At 65.2% G+C, this 19210-nt stretch carries 17 protein-coding genes and 1 tRNA gene; 4 read left to right on the top strand and 14 right to left on the bottom strand.

The window, feature by feature from the left end:
* A partial coding sequence (locus AX724_RS23820; protein WP_443018778.1) for a sulfotransferase family protein occupies window positions 1–618 on the bottom strand: 618 nt, incomplete at its 3' end.
* 547 nt (window positions 619–1165) lie between these two features.
* Window positions 1166–1257 (bottom strand) — tRNA-Ser (locus tag AX724_RS21980).
* A gap of 235 nt (window positions 1258–1492) precedes the next feature.
* On the opposite strand from AX724_RS21980, the gene AX724_RS21975 reads away from it, so the two are divergent.
* On the top strand, window positions 1493–2287 hold the full coding sequence (locus AX724_RS21975; protein WP_066771329.1) for a DUF1134 domain-containing protein: 795 nt from the start codon (window positions 1493–1495) through the stop codon (window positions 2285–2287).
* A gap of 4 nt (window positions 2288–2291) precedes the next feature.
* Here AX724_RS21975 and dinB read toward each other — a convergent pair whose 3' ends face one another.
* From dinB to AX724_RS21960, 3 genes are read right to left on the bottom strand one after another with little or no spacing between them, the layout of a single operon-like run.
* Window positions 2292–3371, bottom strand: coding sequence for a DNA polymerase IV (gene dinB / locus AX724_RS21970; protein ID WP_066771327.1), 1080 nt, complete (start codon window positions 3369–3371; stop codon window positions 2292–2294).
* Between the two features lie 39 nt (window positions 3372–3410).
* On the bottom strand, window positions 3411–3947 hold the full coding sequence (locus AX724_RS21965) for a YceD family protein (protein WP_066771324.1): 537 nt from the start codon (window positions 3945–3947) through the stop codon (window positions 3411–3413).
* Window positions 3944–4468: a ubiquinol-cytochrome C chaperone family protein gene (locus AX724_RS21960; protein ID WP_066771321.1), complete on the bottom strand. Its 525-nt coding sequence runs from the start codon at window positions 4466–4468 to the stop codon at window positions 3944–3946. The genes AX724_RS21965 and AX724_RS21960 overlap by 4 nt, the downstream gene beginning before the upstream one ends.
* Window positions 4469–4633: 165 nt before the next feature.
* Between AX724_RS21960 and AX724_RS21955 the strand changes: the two genes are divergently transcribed.
* A complete protein-coding gene (locus tag AX724_RS21955) occupies window positions 4634–5149 on the top strand; it encodes an outer membrane protein assembly factor BamE (RefSeq protein WP_066771318.1) in 516 nt (171 codons plus the stop codon).
* A gap of 31 nt (window positions 5150–5180) precedes the next feature.
* On the opposite strand, the gene AX724_RS21950 is transcribed toward AX724_RS21955, so the two are convergent.
* From AX724_RS21950 to AX724_RS21920, 7 genes are all read right to left on the bottom strand, one after another.
* Window positions 5181–6581, bottom strand: coding sequence for an efflux transporter outer membrane subunit (locus AX724_RS21950; protein WP_066771316.1), 1401 nt, complete (start codon window positions 6579–6581; stop codon window positions 5181–5183).
* The gene (locus AX724_RS21945) at window positions 6574–7482 is read right to left on the bottom strand and encodes an efflux RND transporter periplasmic adaptor subunit (RefSeq protein WP_066771314.1); all 909 of its coding nucleotides are present in this window, start codon (window positions 7480–7482) and stop codon (window positions 6574–6576) included. Before AX724_RS21945 ends, AX724_RS21950 begins: the two co-directional genes overlap by 8 nt.
* Window positions 7479–7694, bottom strand: a complete 216-nt coding sequence (locus AX724_RS21940; RefSeq protein ID WP_066771311.1) for a DUF1656 domain-containing protein — start codon at window positions 7692–7694, stop codon at window positions 7479–7481. The genes AX724_RS21945 and AX724_RS21940 overlap by 4 nt, the downstream gene beginning before the upstream one ends.
* Window positions 7691–9742 (bottom strand): FUSC family protein, encoded by a 2052-nt coding sequence (locus AX724_RS21935; protein ID WP_066771302.1) that lies wholly within the window; start codon window positions 9740–9742, stop codon window positions 7691–7693. Before AX724_RS21935 ends, AX724_RS21940 begins: the two co-directional genes overlap by 4 nt.
* Entirely contained in the window at window positions 9739–10194 is a 456-nt protein-coding gene (locus tag AX724_RS21930; protein ID WP_331711469.1) for a MarR family winged helix-turn-helix transcriptional regulator, read from the bottom strand. The genes AX724_RS21935 and AX724_RS21930 overlap by 4 nt, the downstream gene beginning before the upstream one ends.
* A 118-nt stretch (window positions 10195–10312) precedes the next feature.
* Window positions 10313–10615: a hypothetical protein gene (locus AX724_RS21925; protein ID WP_066771298.1), complete on the bottom strand. Its 303-nt coding sequence runs from the start codon at window positions 10613–10615 to the stop codon at window positions 10313–10315.
* Window positions 10616–10638: 23 nt separating this feature from the next.
* A complete protein-coding gene (locus AX724_RS21920; protein ID WP_066771296.1) occupies window positions 10639–13518 on the bottom strand; it encodes a M16 family metallopeptidase in 2880 nt (959 codons plus the stop codon).
* A gap of 194 nt (window positions 13519–13712) precedes the next feature.
* On the opposite strand from AX724_RS21920, the gene clpB reads away from it, so the two are divergent.
* Window positions 13713–16292 carry an ATP-dependent chaperone ClpB gene (gene clpB, locus AX724_RS21915; RefSeq protein WP_066771294.1) on the top strand — a complete coding sequence of 860 codons (2580 nt, stop codon included), beginning with the start codon at window positions 13713–13715 and terminating at the stop codon, window positions 16290–16292.
* 153 nt (window positions 16293–16445) lie between these two features.
* Here the strand turns inward: clpB and AX724_RS21910 are convergent, their stop codons facing one another.
* Both AX724_RS21910 and AX724_RS21905 read right to left on the bottom strand, forming a co-directional pair.
* Entirely contained in the window at window positions 16446–16661 is a 216-nt protein-coding gene (locus tag AX724_RS21910; protein ID WP_231736796.1) for a hypothetical protein, read from the bottom strand.
* An 87-nt stretch (window positions 16662–16748) separates the two neighbouring features.
* Window positions 16749–18026, bottom strand: coding sequence for an aspartyl/asparaginyl beta-hydroxylase domain-containing protein (locus tag AX724_RS21905; protein WP_231736795.1), 1278 nt, complete (start codon window positions 18024–18026; stop codon window positions 16749–16751).
* Window positions 18027–18117: 91 nt separating this feature from the next.
* On the opposite strand from AX724_RS21905, the gene AX724_RS21900 reads away from it, so the two are divergent.
* On the top strand, window positions 18118–19149 hold the full coding sequence (locus tag AX724_RS21900) for a hypothetical protein (protein ID WP_066771287.1): 1032 nt from the start codon (window positions 18118–18120) through the stop codon (window positions 19147–19149).
* Window positions 19150–19210 lie beyond the last annotated feature (61 nt).

Genomic DNA, 19210 nt, shown 5'->3' with positions numbered 1-19210 from the left:
ACCAGCAGCACCTAAATCTCCACCGAAAATTACACCACGAGCGCGGACGCTAACACCTCGGCCGCCCGCTTCGGCATCTAATACATGCCTTAGCCAGACTAAATACCCATAACCAATATCGAACCCGTTACGCTTTCGCAGCGAGCTTGCCACTTCCAATGGGTGGCGATGCGTATGCACGAACAGAGGCTCAATTTCCATATCAGTTAATATTATGACCCATTGAGGCACAAGCCGGCAAACTCGAGGGTCTTTCATAAGAAAGAAACCGGATCTACCATACTCAGATTTAACTACTTCCTTCAATCGGTCTTGAAATTCATTAGCTTTGGGCGATCGGGCCCAACCTTCGGGGATAGGACGATAATCATCCCAACTGGTGCCGGCATTAGAGAGAAGTTCATCATGTAAAAGATATAGCGGCATTGATTCAAAATAACCCTTCGGGTTATTTTCATCGGCACTCATCAAATTAGCTGGCGCGTCTACACCAAGTTCGACTAGTATATTCGATAGTGCAGATGTACCCGAACGATGCATGCCCAGAATTACTACAGCTTTACGCACAGGTCTTTTCGTATCTTTAGGCTCATATTTTCCGTGCGGCTTCGTGCTCACCATATGATGTTATCACTTTCTTCGTAAAAAACTTGACTCGAACGGCGGCACCTGTGGCCCTATGCGATCTGCGCGATGAGCTTTGCGCTAATTATGTTTGCGAAAATATTCTTCTAAGGCAAGCTTGCGCTACCTGCCCATCGCGTAGCACATTTAGAAACTTGATCGAGAGCCGTTTGAACCGCCGGGTCGTCAGCCTTTTCCCCGCAGGTCCTTCATGATCGCGTCGTCAGGGCCGCTCTCGTCAGCAGGCGCTTGGGCTTGCCATTCTCGTCCACGAACTGCCGTAGCCGTCGACCTCATCCTTCCGATCAAGATTATCTTTGATCCGGGTAGCCGGAATGCGCCACGACGGATGTGCTCCGTCTAAATCCTCGAACGTGTCCCAAGGCGCACCACGCAACTCGTCAGGTCGAACCGCTTTGAGGGCAGGAAGCGCTACGCCAGATGAGCGTAATTCCCCTCGGCATCGTCGAAATTTTCCGAAGCTGCTGGGGGTTCGTTATTGCAGGCGGATGGCCAGCGCACCCCGGCGGAGGGGCGGTTTTGGCGGAGACGGAGGGATTCGAACCCTCGGTAGCCCCTTAAGGCTACGACGGTTTAGCAAACCGCTGGTTTCAGCCACTCACCCACGTCTCCGCACGAATTTGCCCGACTGGAAAGGCGGGCAGTGGCTAGGGGAGGGGCTATAGCGGCGGCTTTGCCGCATGGCAACGGTCCTGTGGCGCGATTTTTGACAGGCTTGTCGGGAAAAGGGATTCGGCCGGGCGCGCTATGGACTCGGGTCGCCGTTCGTTCATTGTCGTTTCAGCTTCGCTTCCGATAATCGCACGCCTATTGTTGCAGGAATGCGCATCGCGGGGAGTATAACGGCATGATCGGCATCACCGGGCGCATCGGCGTTCGCATCGGGCGTACGGTGGCATGGGGCGCAGCCGTGGCGGGCATCGGCCTCACGCCGCTCGCCGCCACCGCGCAAGTTCGGACCATTGATCCCAACACAGCCATAGACGCCGATCTCGCCCCTGCGCCGCCTGCGCGCGCAACGCCGACCGATCCGGGCGTCGACCCCACTGTGCAGGCCGCCCCTGCGCCATCCTCCGGCAGCGTTCCTCCTTCGAACGGGACGACCGCCACCGGCGCGCCCGTCACCCCGAACAGCCCGCCCGCTTCCATATCGCCCGGCGACTCCTACCAGCAGGATGACCTGATCGGCGCGGCGGAGGGTGTGTTCGGCAAGGGCGCGGAGGGCCTTGCCGGCATCATCGAGAAAGTGCTGAAGGATCAGGGCCGGCCCAACGCCTATATCGCCGGGCGAGAGGCGTCGGGCGCATTCGTCGTCGGCCTGCGCTACGGTTCGGGCACGCTGAACCACAAGATAGAGGGCAAGCGCGAAGTCTATTGGACCGGCCCGTCGATCGGCTTCGACGTGGGCGGCAATGCGGCCAACACCTTCGTCCTCGTCTATAATCTCTACGACACGCAGGACCTCTATCACCGCTTTCCCGCGGCGGAAGGGACGGCCTATCTGGTCGGCGGCTTTACCGCCTCCTATCTGCGCTGGGGGGATGTGGTGCTAATCCCGATCCGCCTTGGCGTCGGCTATCGGCTGGGGGTCAACGCCGGCTACATGAAATTCACCGAAAAGCGGAACTGGCTGCCCTTCTGACGGGCTAAAGCGACAGGGCGAACTGCTCGCCCTGTTCGACATCCTCCTCTCCCTCAAGATTGTGGATGCCAAGGCCCAGCAGTCGTGCCCCCATCCGCAGCGGCAACTGCGCGAGCAGCAGGTCGCGCCCCGCCTGGGCCAGCACCGCCTTTGACCGCACGGGGGCTGGAAAGCTTCGCGACCGCGTGATGATGCGGAAATCGGCGAACTTGATCTTCAGTACAACCGTACGACCCCACGCTCCCGCCTTTTCGATCCGCCCCCACAAATTGTCGGCGATTCGGTCCAGTTCCGCCACCAGCGCTTCTTCCTCGTTCAGGTCGTCGAAGAATGTATCCTCCACGCTCACCGATTTGCGCCCCTCGCGCTCCCGCACCGGCCGGTCGTCTTCCCCGCGGGAGGCGCGGTAATAATAGTCGGCGGCGCTCCCGAAATGCGCTTGCAGAAACGTCCTGTCGCGGGCGCGCAGGTCCGCGCCGGTTTCGATGCCCAGCGCCTGCATCCGCTTCGCCGTCACCGGTCCCACGCCATGGATGCGCCGCACCGGCATGGCGGCGATGAAGGCCGCGCCCTCGCTCGGCCGCACGACGCAGATACCGTCGGGCTTGTTCTGGTCCGACGCCAGCTTGGCGATCAGCTTGTTGTAGGACACGCCGGCGGACGCGGTCAGGCCCGTCTCCGCGCGGATCATCGCGCGGATTTCCCGCGCGATCTGCGTGGCGGACGCGATGCCCGGCTTATTCACCGTTACGTCCAGATAGGCCTCGTCCAGCGACAATGGCTGCACGATGTCGGTAAAGCGGCTGAATATCTCCCGCACCTGGCCGGATACCGAACGATAGACGTCGAAGCGTGGCTTCACGAAGACAAGATCCGGGCACAGCCGCCGCGCCCGCCCGCCTGGCATCGCCGACCGCACGCCGAACCTGCGCGCCTCATAGGAACAGGTCGCCACCACGCCGCGTGGCCCGCCGCCGCCCACAGCGATGGGCAGCCCGCGTAGCGAAGGATCGTCGCGTTGTTCGACCGACGCATAAAAGGCGTCCATGTCGATATGGATGATCTTGCGGCTGCCCGAATCCATGCGCGTGCTTATGCCACGCGCTGGAACGAAAGGGCAACGTCAGCCCGCGTTGCCGTCGCCGCCCTTGAGCGCCAGCAGCGCCGCAAAAGGACTGGCCTGCTCCTCGCTCAACACACCTGCTTCCTTGAGGTAGGCGTCGGCATCCGGCGATCGGGGGAAAGGGGTCATGGCCAGCGCCATCGTCTCGGCCACGGCCTCGCCCATGTCGATCGACTGCCCGTCATAGCCGATTGTGTCGACATCCTGTGCGTCCAGCTCCAGTTCCTCGCCTTCGGGAAGGGCTTCGCCTTCCACCACGAAGCGGAGGGCGAACTCGGTGTCGATCGTCTCGGCCACCGGTTCGCCGGTTGCGATGCAGGGCTGCGCCAGCGCCGCGCGCACCCGCCCGCGGGCCAGGATCGCCTCCCCCTCCTGCGTCAGGCTGTAATCCGCTTCGAGCCGGTCGAGCGCCGACAGGCCAAAGCGCCGCGCCAGCGCCGTCCGTTCGGCCTCGTTCGCCTCGACATGGGAGTCGCCGGTCATGCGTTTCACCTGATCCGCCTTTACGATCCGGGAAAATTCCGGTGCCACGCTCATCCAAGGTCTCCCGCCAGCAGCGCGTCGCGGCTGAGGCAATTCAATCGCGTCCAGCGGGCGCGCAGCGCGCCTTCGACATGCCCGATCGGGCCGTCCTCGACCCGCGCGCCGCGATAAAGATTTCTGCGCAGCGCCTCGCCCAGGTCGCCGCCCTGCGTCAGCGCGTCGCGATAGGCGCTGATCCGTCCGCCCAGCGCGCTCATCATCCGGCCGACATGCTTGCCGACCACCACGTCGCCAATCCCTTCCTGCCGCAACTGGCCATCCATATCCTCGACGAAGAGTTCGGTCAGCCACACGCTTTCCTGCGGCGCGCCCAGTTGCTCCAGCCGCACCAGCGCCTGTGACAGGATGGCGACCAGCATGTCGAAGCGTCCGTCGATGGTGTCGGGCACCGCGCCGGTCAGATACCAGTGCGGCTGGCGCGCTTCGCCGACGACGGCACGGTAGAGCGGGCGCAACGCCTCGCGGGGATCGGCGCGTCCCATCAGGCGTTGGAGGAAGGAAGGGCGTGCGGACATGGTATCGCTGGCTTTTCGGGATGGATCGGGCGGACGCGCGTCGTCCGGTATCTCGCGCCACTTGTGGGCGCGCGCGCAATTCCATATTGATCGCGGCGTCGCCCAATGCAATGGCGAGATCGTAGATTCCAAAGGTATGCGGGCTGCCCCCCGCCGGAGAAGTTCATGCCTCAGTTCAGCCGCCACTCCCGTCGCGGGCGACTCCTCATCGCCGTCGGCCTCAGCGCGCTGCTGCTCGGCACATCGGCCTGCACCCGCATCCGCACGCATCAGGGCTATCAGATCGACAAGCTGCTGGTCGATTCGGTCCAGCCCGGCATCGACAACCGCGCTTCGGTGGAAGGGACGCTGGGCCGTCCCAGCTTCGTGTCGCAATTTGGCGAGCAGGACTGGTATTATGTCTCGCGCAGCATGAAATCGCTGGCCTTTTCCAACCCCCGGCCCGTTGAACAGACGGTGCTGCGCGTCCGTTTCGACCCGGCGGGCAATGTCGCCGCGGTGGACCGTATCGGGCTGGAGCAGGTCGCCCGTATCTCGCCGTCCGGCGACAAGACACCGACGCTTGGCCGCCATCGCAGCCTGTTCGACGAAATCTTCGGCAACATCGGTGCGGTCGGCGCGGGCGGTATGGGCGGCGCCAGCGGATCGGGCCCGAACGGCAGCGGCCCGAACGGCAGTTGAACGGGGGCCGGCTGACCGGCGGCGCGTCCGTTCAGGACCAGCCGCCACCCAGCGCCAGGAACAGGGCGATCTGATCCTGCACCAACTGCGTGCGCGCCGCAGCCGCCGTTACTTCAGCACTCGCCAGGCTGCGCTGCGCGTCCAGCAAGGACAGGAAATCGCCCCGGCCGAACCGGAACAGACGCGCCGCCTGCGCCGCTGATGTCGCTGCGCTCTCGCGCGCCCGGTCCAGCGCCGCCGCCCGCTCCGCGTCGCGGCGATAGCTTTCCAGCGCCGTTTCCGTCTGCCGCAGCGCTTCCAGCACGCTGGCGTCGAATCCGGCGATGTCGGCGCGCACTTGCGCGTCCGCCTGCGCGATTCGCGCCCGCACCACCGGCCGGTTCGGGAAACTCCAGCTCAGCAGGGGCCCCAGGCTGAAGCCGAAACTGGTCGGGCCGCCAATGTCCTTCAGCGGACCCGACAGGCCGACCGACCCGCCGATGCTGACCTGGGGGTAGAGGTCCGCCGTCGCCACGCCCAGCCGCGCGGTATCGGCGGCGATCGCTCTTTCCGCGCCCCGGATGTCGGGCCGACGCCGGATCAGCGCCGCGCCGTCGCCCACCGGGATCGGCTGGCCGATGGACGGCAAAGCGGTGCAGCCCTCTGCCTCGCGCGGATAGTCGGCGGGCGGCCGGCCCAGCAGCGTGGCGAGAAGGTAGAGGCCATTTTGCCGCTGCGCTTCGAAGGCGGGCAGGGCGGCCGCGCTCGCCTCCACCGCCGCCTGCGCCCGGCTCACGTCGAAGGCCGTGCCCCGCCCGCCCCGCGCCAGCCGGCGTGTGGCGTCCAGCGTATCGCGTTGCAGGGCGACGACGCGGCGATTGACCGCCAGGCTGAAATTGGCCGCGCAGACCTGCGCATAGGCGCGCGCCGTCGCGGCCGCCACGCTCACCCGGACATAGTCGCGCGCCGCCGCGCTCGCTTCCACGTCCGCGCTGCTCGCCTCGATCGCGCGGCGGATCCGCCCGTTGAGGTCGAGCGGATAGGATGCCGACAGCCCAAGGTCGTAGCCGACGACGCCCGGCAGGCTGTAACCCGTGCCCGATGGCCGGGCCAGCGTCGCCCCCGCATCCACCCCGGTACTGATCGAGATGTGTATAAGAGACAGGCGCAGCACCGCCTGCGCCCGCTCCACATTGGCCTGGGCTTGCCGCAAATCGGCGTTCGCGCTCAGCGCCTGTTCCACCAGCGTGTCGAGGCGCGGATCGGCATAGAGCCGCCACCAATGGTCGGGCAGCTCGGCTTGGGAGAAAAGTTGGCCTTCGGCAGAGTGGAAGGTGCCCGTCGCGCCCGGCGCCGTCGCCGCGGATTGGACCGGCAGCCGATAATCCGGTCCCGCCGTGGCGCAGGCCGACAGCGCCAGCGCGGCCAGCAGCACCGCCGCAGCCTTACGCATGACGGCAATCTCCCGCCTTGGCCTTCGTCTTGTCGTCTGCGGGCTGCACGGTCACCGTCGCGGTCCGGCCGGAAATCAGCCGCAGCCCCGGCGGCGGCCGGTCCAGCTTCACCCGTACCGGGATCCGCTGCGCCAGCCGCACCCAGGAAAAGGTCGGCTCGACATTGGGCAGCAGGTTGCCCGAGTCGGATCGGCTGCCGTCGTTGATGCCGAAGGCGATGCTCTCCACCCGGCCGTGCAGGTCCTGCGCCTCGCCCATCAACCGCACCGTCACGGGCGCGCCAATGCAGATGAGGCCCAGCTTCGTCTCTTCGAAATAGCCCTCCACACGCAGCGAATCGCTGTCCACCAGCGCCAGAGCCTGCGATCCTGCACCGACATAGTCGCCCGGATGCAGGTCGAGGTTCGTGACGACGCCGTTGACCGAAGCGAGTACGCGAGTGCGCTTCAGGTTCAGCGCCGCGCCCTCCTGCGCGCTTGTCGCCTCGGCCAGTGCCGCCTGTGCCGTTTCCACCCGCGCGACATTCTGTTCGTGCGTTTCCGCCGCGACCAGATCGCCCAGCGCCAGGTCGCGTCGCGCCTCCCGCTGTGCCTGCGCCAGGGTCGCGCGCGCGCTCGCGATCTGCGCCTTGGCCTGTTCCAGCGCCAGCGCGTAACGCGGCGTGTCGATGACGAACAGCAGGTCGCCCGCCTTCACCTGCTGGTTGTCGCGCACGGCCACGGACGTCACCAGGCCGCTGATGTCGGGCGTCACCCGCACCACGTCGGCGCGCACCTTGCCATCGCGCGTCCAGGGGCTGCGCTCATAATGGTTCCACATCCAGATCGCGGCGATGGCAGCGGCGATGACCAGGATGATGGTGACGGCGCTGCGGGTCAGCATGGGCAAGATCGACTTCATAGGCGGATTCCAAGTGCGGGGATAATCAGGGCGAGGCCGCCCAGGATGAGGATGAAAAGGCTGAGGTCGACCGCCGCCCGATAGGCGACGAAGCGATAGAGGCCGAACGCGCCGATCAGCCGGGTCGCCGCCCAGGCAAGGATCAGCGCCACCAGCGCCAGCAGCAGCAGAGTCGGCACGAATATGCCGCCCAGCGCGATTTCTCCGGTCATGCGGCGATCCTCCCATAGCCGGGCGCGTCGGGGAACAGGCTACGGCGCAGGCTGACCAGCCCCAGCACGCCTTCCCGCTGCACGGCGGCGTCGGGATGCGCGGCCAGATCGCCGATCGCGGCGTCGATGTCGTGCAGCAACGCGCCGTCCGCCGGAGCAGGCGCATCGGGGTCCAGCCCGCGATAATGCTGGCCCACGCCATCCAGTACGTCGCCCAGGGATGCGGCCTGATCGCTTGGCAGGTCGATCCGCACCTGCCGCAATTCGCCGATGGCGACGCCGGTGCGCAAATCGCGCAGCGCATCGTAGAGCGGCGCGCCGCTGTCCTGCCCGGTTGCCGCCAGCCGTGGGGCGAGCAGGGCGATACGGTCGAGCATGCGGTTGATCCACCCCCGCATGTCGGGCGGGGTCATCAGCGTGGCGCGCGTCGCGATGTCCCGCCATCCCGCCTGCACCGTCCGCCGGATCGCGCCCTCGGCCCCGGCCGACTGCAGCAGCCCGACCATGACGATCGCGAACCATATGCCGACCATCTGCGCTACCGCGCCATTGGCGTAGCTGGCGAACGCCCCGACATAGCGGTCGGACAGTAGCACCGGACTAGCCAATCCCAGCAGCGTCGGCAGGGCGATACCCATCCAGCGGGGCGAGGCCATCATCGCACCCAGCAGGAGGAGCGGCGGGGCATAGGCCATCGCCAGCATGAGGAACCCGTCGAGCCGCGGCATGATGGCATAGCCATAGACAGCGCCCAGCGCGGTCGCGGCCAGCGTGCCGATCATGAAGCCCTTGAGCGGGGCCAGCGGATTGTCCGCTGCCGAAAACAGCGCCAGGAACACGCCTCCCAGCATGACGGCGGTGCCGCCATCCTGCCATCCGCTGCCGATCCATATGGCGCTGCCGACAATGATGGTCAGGAACGCGCCGAAGGCGCCGCGGGCCGCGCCCGCATAGTCGCGATGCAGCGCCCGGTCGCCGCGCCCGGCGAGCAATTGCGCCACGCGCGGAGTCAGCGGCGCGCGGCTGTACGTCGTCATCTGATCCGCCAGGTCGCGACAGTCGCGATGCGCCGCGATCAGCGTCGCCAGCCGCGCAAAGAGGCTTAGCCGCATCATGTCCGCCCATCCCGTGACGGCCCGTAGCGGCGGCTCCATCTCGGCGCATCGGTCGATCAGCGCCTGTGCATTTTCCGCCCGCGTCGCATTGTCGACGGTCGGCGAATCGAGCCAGTCGCGCACATCGGCGATCAGCGCTTTGACCCGGTCCGGCACGACGCCCCCGTTCGCGGCGGTCAGTTGGGCCAGCCGGTCTTCCACCGCCGCGCCCAGCGGCAGCAGCAGCGACAGCTGGTCCTGCAACGCGCGCACCGTGCGGATGCGAGGGGCCTGCCGGCTGATATCATAGGGCAGGTGGATCGACATCTGGTGCAGTTCGGTGATGTCCTGCGCCAGTCGCCGTCGCTCGGCATCCAGCCCCTCGACAGGATGGGCGGCGATGGCGTCGCGCGACCAGCGCTCGGCGTCGCGCAGCATCTTCTCCACCCTTGCCAGCAGAGCGCCGGTGACCGATCCGGGCAACACAACCCCGTGGACCAGGCTGCCGCAGGCAATGCCGATCAGGATTTCCTGTACCCGCAGCGACGCGACGGTGAAGATCGTCTGCGGCGTACCGACATCGGGAAACACGATCAGGCAGGCGGTGTAGCCCGCCAGCACGAACATGTAGGATCGCGGCGTCCTGTCGAGCAGCGACACGAACACGCACAGCCCCAGCCAGCATGCCATCGCCAGCACCAGCAATTCAGGCGCGTTGACCAGCGGCGGCACGACCGCGACGGAAAATATCGCGCCCGCCAGCGTTCCGATCGTCCGGAACACCGCCTTGGATATGACCGCGCCTGCCATGGGCTGCGCGACCAGATAGCTGGTAAGGAATGCCCAATAGGGCCGATCCAGACCGATGCTCAACGCCACGAACAGCGCCAGCATGGCAGCCAGCAGGCATTTGAGTGAAAAAAGCGCGGCAGGCAGACCGAACCGTTCGCTCATGACCGCAACCTATATTCCTTGATGCGCAGGTTGAGGAGGTCAAACAGCCATACGGCGACTTCCACCACATCGTCGGGGACGTCCTTGAGCAAGTCGGCTCTCAGGTCCGCCAGCCGTGCTTCGATCCGCCCGGCCAGTTCCTCGCCTTTTTTCGTCAGTCCGATCAGATTGGCACGCCTGTCGTTGGGATGTTGCGCGCGTTCCACCAGCTCCGCGCTTTCCAGCTGCGCAAGCGTGCGGACCAGGGACGGGCCAGCGACATCCAGCGACTCGGCCAGGTCGGATTGTCGCACCGTCGGGCCGTCCCGCTCGATATGAAGCAGGCACCAGGCCGCGCTGTTGGACACGCCCAGTTCCGCCAGCGCTTCGTCGGCCAGCCGCCGCCAGTTGCGCGCGACGGGGGCCATTTTATGCGCCAATGCGCGCTGTGGGTCGAGGGCAGGCATATTCATTAGTTAGCTAACTAATGAATTATATCAAGATGGAGCTGTCTACTTCGCTGTCTCACAAACAAAAAAAACGCCCCCGCGTCCTGGCGGGGGCGTTTTTATCAGCCGCTGCCGGGGCCGGTCAGGGGCGGCGGGTGCCGGAGAAGGCCGACGCCCCGAATGCGCCCAGTTGCATCGTTCCGGTGATGCTGTCGCCCGTCACTTCTGCCTCGCATTCCAGCGTCATGGGCATGGGCATGGTCATTTCCATTTTCCAGCTCAGCTTGTTGCCAGCCACCTGGCCGTCCACCACGTCCAGCGATCCCATCATCCCCGCAAAGGTGCCGTTGAAGCGGTCGCCGCTGCTGATGACGGTGAACACGCCTTTCTGGTCGCCCATCGGCGTCTTGGCCACGCAATCATATGCGCCATCCACGGTAGCCATCCCATATCTCCTTTACGTTATCGTCAATCCGCCAATGTGCCCATTTCCACCGGCAGCCCCACCGCGTCAAGCTGGGGCCGCACCAGTTTCGCGTCGCCCACCACGACCCAGATCAGCCGGTCGGGGTTGATCGCCTCGCGCGCCGCCTTGTCCAGGTCGGCGGCAGTCATGGCGCGATAGGTTTTGGGCAGCGTTTCATAATAATCGTCCGGCCGGCCGATCAGGTCGTTGCGCATCATCGCGGACAGAAGGTCGGACGATGTCTCGAAACTGCCGGGCAGAGACAGGATCTGGCCATTGATCGTCTGGTTGCGCTCGGCCTCCGTCGTGCCGTGCGCGGTCAGATAGTCGCTCATGTCCTTGCGCACGGCAATGATGGATTCGCCCGTCTTGTCGGTCTGGACCGGGGCATAGACCAGCAGCGGGATGGTCTCCTTGACCCCCGATAGCGCCGTGCCGACGCCATAGGCCCACCCCTTGGTTTCGCGCAGGTCCATCCACAGCCGCGAGGAGGTGGATCCGCCCAGCACCTCATTCGCGGTCTGCAGCGTCACCGGATTGTCGGTGCCGCTCTTGTTGGTGAGCAGGCCCGCGAGGATCAACGACTGCGGGCTTTGCGGCTTGTCCACCAGCACAATGCGCGCCGGGCGCATCATCCGGTCCATCCGGAACGTCTTGATGCCCTTGGCAGCGGCCGGGGCCTTCCAGTCGCCGAACCGCTTTTCCAGCAACGGCATCATGTCGGCCAGCGTCGCGTCGCCCGCCACGAAAATCGTCGCATTGTCGGGGCGCAGCCACCTGTCGTGGAATGCGGTGAGATCGGCGCGCGTCACCGCCTTGACGCCGGTCTCGGTGCCGGAGCCTGTGAAGGGGATGCCATAGGGGTGCGCCTGTCCATAGAGCAGGGGCGGCAGCATCCGCTGCGCGATCGCCATCGGCTCGGTCTTCTCCGCGGCGATCCGGGTCAGTACCTGTCCGCGCAGCCGCTCGACCTCTTCGGGCTTGAAGGCGGGGTTGCGGATCACGTCCGCCAGCAGGCCCAGCGACGCGTCGAGGTTGGGTTTCAGCGCGAATAGGCCTACGGTCGTGCGGTCCATATTGTTGCCCGCGCTGATCGACGCGCCCAGCCGTTCCTGCTCCTCGGCGATCTGCTTGCCCGTACGGCTCGCCGTGCCTTCATCGAGCAGCGCGGCGGTCAGCCCCGCTGTCCCCAGCTTCGCCTTGTCGTCGGCCGCATTGCCGGCGTCGAACGCCACCGACACGCGCACGGTCGGCACCGCCGTCCGCCGCGCGAAGACCACCTTGATCCCGTTTTTGAGGGTCGCGCGCTCGACATCGGGGAAGTCCAGATCCTTGACCGGCTCGATCGGCGGTTCGGCGATTTTCGTGGGCGCAGGGGGGCTGCCCGCCACCGGGGACGACCCGCCCGGCTGCTGGAAATAGGCCGGATGATGGGTCGCATCGCCGTCCCTGGCATTGCCCGCCAGCGCGTTATCCGCAGCGCTGCGCTCGCCCGGCGCCACAGTCAGGCGCAGCACCGGCCGGCCCAGCCATTTGCGTGCGGCCTCGCTCACCGACTGCGGCGTCGCGGCGGCGTAGATCGCCAGATCCTTCTTATATTTGGCTGGATCGTCGGAATAGACCGCGCCCTCGGCCAGCGTCACCGCCTTGCCGGAAAAGCCGCCGACCTTTTCCAGCCCCGAAATCGTACCCGACGCCTGCCGGGTCGCGGCCCGCAGCACCTCGTCGGCGCTCGGCCCCTTGGCCAGATAGTCGGCCAGCAACTGGTCCAGTCGCTTGCCCACAGCCACCGGGTCCGCGCCCGGCTTCACGTCGACCGTGATCTCGGCGATGGACAGCTTCTCGAACGGCTGGACGCTGGCCTTGACGGCAACGGCAACCTTCTCGTCGCGCACCAGTACATTGTCCAGCCGGGACGATCCCAGCCCGCCAAACACGGTCAAGGCAAGGTCAAGCTGCGGCAGGTCAGCGGAATTCACGCCGGGCACGATCCAGTTGCGGTACAGCCGGGTCGCCGCGACATTGTCGTGCATCGTCACCTCGGCGTCCTTCGCCAGGGTCGGCACGGTCGCATCGACATCCTTGGGCGCAGGCCCAGCGGGGATGTTGCCGAACCATTTGCCGACCTTCGCCTTCGCGGTGGCAAGGTCGATGTCGCCCGCCAGGACCAGCACGGCGTTGTTGGGGCCATAATGGGTCTTGAACCAGTCCTGCACGTCGGTCAGGCTCGCGGCATTCAGGTCCGCCATCGATCCGATGGTCGAATGGCGATAGGGATGGCCTTCGGGCAGCAGCGCGGCAAGCTGCGCATATTCGACCAGGCCATAGGGCTCGTTTTCGCCCATGCGCTTTTCATTCTGCACGACGCCGCGCTGGGTATCCAGCTTCACCTGCGTCACCGCGCCCAGCAGATGGCCCATCCGGTCGGATTCCAGGAACAGCGCGCGGTCCAGCGCGCCGGTCGGCACCGTTTCGAAATAATTGGTGCGGTCGAACCAGGTCGTCCCGTTCCAGTCGGTCGCGCCGATATCCTCCAGCCGGGCGAAGAACGGTCCGTCGGCATTTTCCGATCCGTAGAACATCAGATGTTCGAACAAATGGGCAAAGCCGGTCTTGCCCGCCGGCTCGTAGCGCGATCCGACATGATACCAGACCGACACCGCCACCACCGGCGCCTTGCGGTCGGTATGGACGATGACGCGCAGCCCGTTGGGCAGGCGGAACTCCTCATAGGGAATGTCGACTTTCGAAACCAGGCTGGACAGCGGCGCGGGTGCGGCGATGGCGGTCGCACCCTGCGCCAGCGCGTGAGCGGGCGTCATGGCGAGGAGCGACAGGCCGGCGAGCAGTGTCAGGCGGCGCGAGGAGCGGGACAGGGTCATGAAACGGCCTTCTGCGATAAGCGTGTGGACCAGCGGCGCGGGCGCGCCACAACTGCCCGCACCATAGCGGGGGGTGGTAGCGGCGCAATACGCTTCGGCGGGCAGCGGCGCGGCCCGTGCGATAATCTCACCGCTGCACTTGTGTTGTTTTTCGGCAACACTACATGTCGTTCAGAAAGTGAGAGTGGGACGTCATGAACCTGGAAAAATTCACCGATCGCGCCAAGGGCTTCCTCCAGTCGGCGCAGACCGTCGCGATCCGTATGAGCCACCAGCGGATCAGCCCGGAACATCTTCTGAAGGCGTTGCTGGAGGATGAGCAGGGCATGGCATCAGGCCTCATCAGCGCGGCGGGGGGCACGCCCCAGGTCGCGCTGCGCGAAACCGACGCCGCGCTGGCGAAGGTGCCCGCCGTCTCGGGCAGCGGCGCGCAGCAGACGCCGGGCCTCGACAATGACGCCGTGCGCGTCCTCGATTCGGCCGAGCAGGTCGCGCAGAAGGCCGGCGACAGCTTCGTCACGGTCGAGCGGCTGTTGCTTGCCCTCACGCTCGCCACCACGACTGCCGCAGGGAAAGCGTTGGCCGCCGCCGGGGTGAAGCCCGAAGCGCTCAACGCCGCGATCAACCAGCTGCGCGGCGGCCGCACCGCCGACACGGCAGGTGCGGAGGATCGCTACGACGCGCTCAAGAAATTCGCCCGCGATCTCACCGCCGCGGCGCGCGAAGGCAAGCTTGATCCGGTCATCGGCCGGGACGAGGAAATCCGCCGCACCATCCAGATCCTGGCGCGCCGCACCAAGAATAATCCCGTCCTTATCGGTGAACCCGGCGTCGGCAAGACCGCGATCGCGGAAGGGTTGGCGCTGCGCATCGCCAATGGCGACGTGCCCGACACGCTCAAGGACCGCACCCTCATGGCGCTCGACATGGGCAGCCTCATCGCCGGCGCGAAATATCGCGGCGAATTCGAGGAGCGGCTGAAGGGCGTGCTGGACGAGGTGAAGGGCGCTGAGGGCCAGATCATCCTCTTCATCGACGAGATGCACACGCTGATCGGCGCGGGCAAGTCCGAAGGCGCGATGGATGCGGGCAATCTGCTCAAGCCAGCCCTCGCGCGCGGGGAGTTGCACTGTATCGGCGCGACCACGCTCGACGAATATCGCAAATATGTGGAGAAGGATCCCGCGCTCCAGCGGCGGTTCCAGCCTGTATTCGTGGGCGAACCGACCGTGGAGGACACCATCTCCATCCTGCGCGGCATCAAGGACAAATATGAGACGCATCACGGCGTCCGCATCGCCGACAGCGCGATCGTCTCCGCCGCGACCCTCTCCAACCGCTACATCACCGACCGCTTCCTGCCCGACAAGGCCATCGACCTGATGGACGAGGCGGCGAGCCGCATCCGCATGGAAGTGGAGAGCAAGCCCGAGGAGATCGAGACTCTCGACCGCCGCATCATGCAGCTGCAGATCGAACGAGAGGCGCTTAAGAAGGAAAGCGACCAGGCGTCGAAGGACCGGCTCGCCACGCTTGAGGCCGATCTTGCCAATCTGGAACAACAGTCTGCGGAACTGACCCAGCGCTGGCAGGCGGAAAAGGACAAGATCGCCGGGGAAGCCAGGCTCAAGGAACAGCTCGATGCCGCGCGCGTGGCGCTGGAGCAGGCACAGCGCTCGGGCGAATATGCGAGGGCGGGCGAGCTGCAATATGGTACTATTCCGACCCTCGAAAAGCAGCTTGAGGAAGCGCAGTCCGCGTCCAAGGGCGCGATGCTGCGGGAGGAAGTGACGCCGGAAGACATCGCCGCCGTCGTGTCCCGCTGGACCGGCATCCCGGTCGACCGCATGCTGGAGGGCGAGCGCGAGAAGCTGCTCGCCATGGAGGCGGAACTGGGCAGGCGCGTCATCGGGCAGGCCGATGCGGTCAAGGCTGTCTCCACCGCCGTCCGCCGCAGCCGCGCCGGTCTACAGGACCCCAACCGCCCCCTGGGCAGCTTCCTGTTTCTCGGCCCCACGGGCGTCGGCAAGACGGAACTGACCAAGGCGCTCGCCGGCTTCCTGTTCGACGACGACAGCGCGATGGTGCGCATCGACATGAGCGAGTTCATGGAAAAGCATTCGGTCGCTCGCCTGATCGGCGCGCCTCCGGGCTATGTCGGCTATGAGGAAGGCGGCGTCCTGACCGAAGCCGTCCGCCGCCGCCCCTACCAGGTCGTGCTCTTCGACGAGGTGGAGAAGGCGCATGGCGACGTGTTCAACATCCTGTTGCAGGTGCTGGACGACGGTCGCCTGACCGACGGGCAGGGCCGCACGGTCGATTTCACCAACACGATCATCGTGCTCACCTCCAATCTCGGCAGCCAGTATATCGCCGCGCTGGGAGACGACGATCCGGTCGAGAAGGTGGAGGATCAGGTGATGGACGTCGTGCGCGCCCATTTCCGCCCCGAATTCCTCAACCGGCTGGACGAGATCATCCTGTTCCATCGGCTCGGCGCGAGCCATATGGCCCCGATCGTCGACATCCAGGTCGCGCGCATCGGCAAGCTCCTGAAGGATCGCAAGATCACCCTCGACCTCAGCGAGGGCGCACGGGCCTGGCTGGGCCGGGTGGGCTATGACCCGGTCTATGGCGCCCGGCCGCTCAAGCGCGCGGTCCAGCGCTACCTCCAGGACCCCCTCGCCGACCTCATCCTGCGCGGCGAAGTCCCCGACGGCGCGACCGTGCGAGTCGAGGACGGGGATGGGGCCTTGGTGCTCAACGTTGTGTGAAAAGGAAGTCCCGCCTGCCCCTCAGCAGCGGGCGGGCCTTCTCGCAGTCTGTAGGGGGACGGTCAGATCAAATCTGTCCTGTGGCGTGGATGGCTTGGTGTCAGCGGATCCATGCCCCCGGCCTTCATCTGTCCGATGAGAGTCGAACAACCATCAACCGTTCGGGTTCATGCCGGCCCGGCTGCGGGTGATCAGGTCGTCGGCGTCGCGATTCTGCTGCTCGCTCATCTTCCGCCATTCTGCGTTGGTACGGCATGTCCGTTCCTTGCGAACCAGCGATCCGGTTACGGCCAGGCGCTTGCAGCGCACAGCATTGGGATCGTTGCGATCGAGCGCCGGCTTCTCCTCGGCGAAGGCGGGCATCGCCATCACGAACAGGCCGGAGGCAATTGCCGCCTTTATAACGCGCATTTCATGTCTCCCGAAAAGGATGTCGCAAGATATCGACCGCTGGCATCACGCAACAGCGTTAACATCCGCCTTGGCTGCGTCTGCCGTTGCATAGAATTGCTTCAACAGCATCTGCTCTTCAAGCGATAAATGCGGGTTCCAGACGTCGAAGATCAACACGACCCGCAAATGATCGCTCTCGTTCCACGCCTCGTGATCGATTGTGTCGTCGAACGCGAAGGCGACGCCTTCTTCCCAGGTACGGATCTCCCCGCCCACTCGAAACCGGCATCCGGGCGGCACGATCAGCGGCAGGTGGATGATGGCGCGGGAGTTAGTGACGCCGGTATGCGCAGGAATGTGGCTGTGGGGTTTCAGCAGGGAAAAAAAGGCGGAGGGCGCGCGGCCCGGAATATCCGCGCGGGGAAGCGCTTCAAGCGCCGCAACCGTCTGCGGGCAAGCGTCATACACGGCATCGTTTCTGACCCCATATTCCCACAGGAACGCCGCACCCCAGTCCAGCGAGCCGTCGAGCGCGGTCCACTTGTTTTCAGGCGTCCCCGCATCCTGCCGCACATAGGGACGCACCGTTGCCCCGTCCTTCTGCACCAAGGCCAGAAATTCGGCCCGAATCGCGTCCGTGTGGGATTCTAGCGTTTCCATCCAGGGGAAATGCAGCCGGTCGAAAAATTCGTCGGCGGGCAAAAAAGGATAGTGAAGACCCGAACACTCATTGTAGAAAATGGCGCGTCGCCCGAACTCTCGATCCAGGCAGGCTTGGAATCGCCGCTGGGCCAGCGCATCCGCGTCGTCCAGCAGCGGCTTGACCCCCTGCTCGACAAAGGCCGCGAAACTGGCATTGTGATCGGTGACGAACCGGCGCGCATCCTCAAGCGTCTGCGTGAGGGCGAGCGGAATATCGGCAAGACCTGCCGTCAGAGCCAGCACCTTGCCCCAGCTGTCGGCGGCATCATGCCGCTTACCCAGCCGCTGCTGCAACTGGGCCATGCGTATCTGCCCCATTAGATTGCGCTGGTCGATGGCGAGCACCTGCGACAATGCCGCCTGCTCACCCTCGTCGGATCGAAGGCCGCGTTCAGCCGATGCGACATTCATCCACAAGGCCGGCTCCTTGGGGTCCGCCCGCGCCGCGTCTAGGAAGAAAAGGCGGGCCTTGGCGAACTCTCCGCGCTCCAGCGCAATGAGTCCGAGCATGTTGAGCGCCTGTGGCTGATCCGGCTGTCGTTCCAGAAGGCTACCGAGCAGGCGCTCCGCCTCGGTCGTCCGACCGGCCTGGCGGAACTGCGACGCCTTGCGCAGCATGTCATTAGGCGATGCTTCCATGGCCTCTTCGCTAACATATATGATATTGCAGACAACCAGTATAATTGCAGGCTCTTGTGCCTCCTGGCCTGCCATGTCAGTTCCTCCGCCGATGACCCAGCCGCAACTTTCCTTGTCGAACATCGTTCCGGAAGCAGAATGGCTCGCGCACCGCTACGACCCGCAATATGATGCTTTCCATTTTCGGTTCGTGCCGCGCGCGCGCCATGCCGAAATACCGTTCCTGACGGACGATCATCTTGGTCCGGTCGAGCCGCTTGCCGTTCGACGCGAGGAGGCGGTCGCCCTTGCGTCACCGCCAGCCCCGATCCACTTCATCTTCCATTCGGCCTATTGCTGCTCAACTCTGCTGGCCGCTGCCTTCGACATTCCCGGCGTCGCCATGGGGTTGAAGGAGCCGGTGCTGTTCAACGATCTGATCGGGTGGCGACTTAGAGGTGCCACAGGACCGCAGGTGGCGCGGGTGCTGGACGAAGGTCTTCGCCTGCTCGCCCGGCCGTTCGGCGCCGGCGAAGCGGTAGTCGTCAAGCCATCTAATATCATCAATCCGCTCATTCCAGCCATCCTTTCGATGAGGCCGCAAAGCCGCGCGCTGCTCCTCTATGCACCGCTTGACGATTATCTCGCCTCGATCGCGCGCAAGGGCATGTGGGGCAGACTATGGGTGCGCGACGGATTTGAGAAACTGGCGCGCGAGGGCATGATCGCGCCGCTCGGGATCATGCCAGACCAATATATGGGGCTGACCGACATTCAGGTCGCCGCGGCTGGCTGGCTGGCGCAACAGGCGCAGTTCAACAATCTCATCAGGCAGTTCGGCTCGCGGATCGCCACGCTGGACAGCGAAACTTTGGTCCAGAAGCCGAGCGAAGCGCTTGCTGCCACGGCGCGTCTTTATGACGTCGCGTTGGACGATGAGGCCATTGATGCCATCATCGCAGGGCCGGTCTTCGCACGGGATGCCAAGACGGGAGCGACCTTCGATCCGGGCCAACGCCAGCGTGAGGCGCGGCGCGGCCTGGAGCTTCATGCGGATGAACTGGAGAAGGTGGGGCAATGGGCGCGTGCCATAGCCGAGGCCGCGTCAATTCCCCTAAGCTTGCCGGGCGCGCTGATCGGTTAAGTCAGTCGATCCACTGATCGCCGACGCGCCAGGCGAGCCAGCCACGACCGCGAAGACAAAG

This window comes from Sphingobium sp. CCH11-B1 (assembly GCF_001556865.1).
Taxonomy (GTDB): domain Bacteria; phylum Pseudomonadota; class Alphaproteobacteria; order Sphingomonadales; family Sphingomonadaceae; genus Sphingobium.
This window is presented reverse-complemented; position numbering and strand designations above follow the sequence as displayed.

What these genes read in the sequence shown, in the direction of transcription:
- AX724_RS21925 (WP_066771298.1), bottom strand. Translation starts at nt 10,615, where the DNA reads ATGGCTACCGTGGATGGCGCATATGATTGCGTGGCCAAGACGCCGATG.
- AX724_RS21975 (WP_066771329.1), top strand. Translation starts at nt 1,493, where the DNA reads ATGATCGGCATCACCGGGCGCATCGGCGTTCGCATCGGGCGTACGGTG.
- AX724_RS21960 (WP_066771321.1), bottom strand. Translation starts at nt 4,468, where the DNA reads ATGTCCGCACGCCCTTCCTTCCTCCAACGCCTGATGGGACGCGCCGAT.
- AX724_RS21905 (WP_231736795.1), bottom strand. Translation starts at nt 18,026, where the DNA reads ATGGAAGCATCGCCTAATGACATGCTGCGCAAGGCGTCGCAGTTCCGC.
- AX724_RS21910 (WP_231736796.1), bottom strand. Translation starts at nt 16,661, where the DNA reads ATGGCGATGCCCGCCTTCGCCGAGGAGAAGCCGGCGCTCGATCGCAAC.
- AX724_RS21935 (WP_066771302.1), bottom strand. Translation starts at nt 9,742, where the DNA reads ATGAGCGAACGGTTCGGTCTGCCTGCCGCGCTTTTTTCACTCAAATGC.
- AX724_RS21950 (WP_066771316.1), bottom strand. Translation starts at nt 6,581, where the DNA reads ATGCGTAAGGCTGCGGCGGTGCTGCTGGCCGCGCTGGCGCTGTCGGCC.
- AX724_RS21940 (WP_066771311.1), bottom strand. Translation starts at nt 7,694, where the DNA reads ATGACCGGAGAAATCGCGCTGGGCGGCATATTCGTGCCGACTCTGCTG.
- dinB (WP_066771327.1), bottom strand. Translation starts at nt 3,371, where the DNA reads ATGGATTCGGGCAGCCGCAAGATCATCCATATCGACATGGACGCCTTT.
- AX724_RS21920 (WP_066771296.1), bottom strand. Translation starts at nt 13,518, where the DNA reads ATGACCCTGTCCCGCTCCTCGCGCCGCCTGACACTGCTCGCCGGCCTG.
- clpB (WP_066771294.1), top strand. Translation starts at nt 13,713, where the DNA reads ATGAACCTGGAAAAATTCACCGATCGCGCCAAGGGCTTCCTCCAGTCG.
- AX724_RS21930 (WP_331711469.1), bottom strand. Translation starts at nt 10,194, where the DNA reads ATGAATATGCCTGCCCTCGACCCACAGCGCGCATTGGCGCATAAAATG.
- AX724_RS21945 (WP_066771314.1), bottom strand. Translation starts at nt 7,482, where the DNA reads ATGAAGTCGATCTTGCCCATGCTGACCCGCAGCGCCGTCACCATCATC.
- AX724_RS21900 (WP_066771287.1), top strand. Translation starts at nt 18,118, where the DNA reads ATGACCCAGCCGCAACTTTCCTTGTCGAACATCGTTCCGGAAGCAGAA.
- AX724_RS21965 (WP_066771324.1), bottom strand. Translation starts at nt 3,947, where the DNA reads ATGAGCGTGGCACCGGAATTTTCCCGGATCGTAAAGGCGGATCAGGTG.
- AX724_RS21955 (WP_066771318.1), top strand. Translation starts at nt 4,634, where the DNA reads ATGCCTCAGTTCAGCCGCCACTCCCGTCGCGGGCGACTCCTCATCGCC.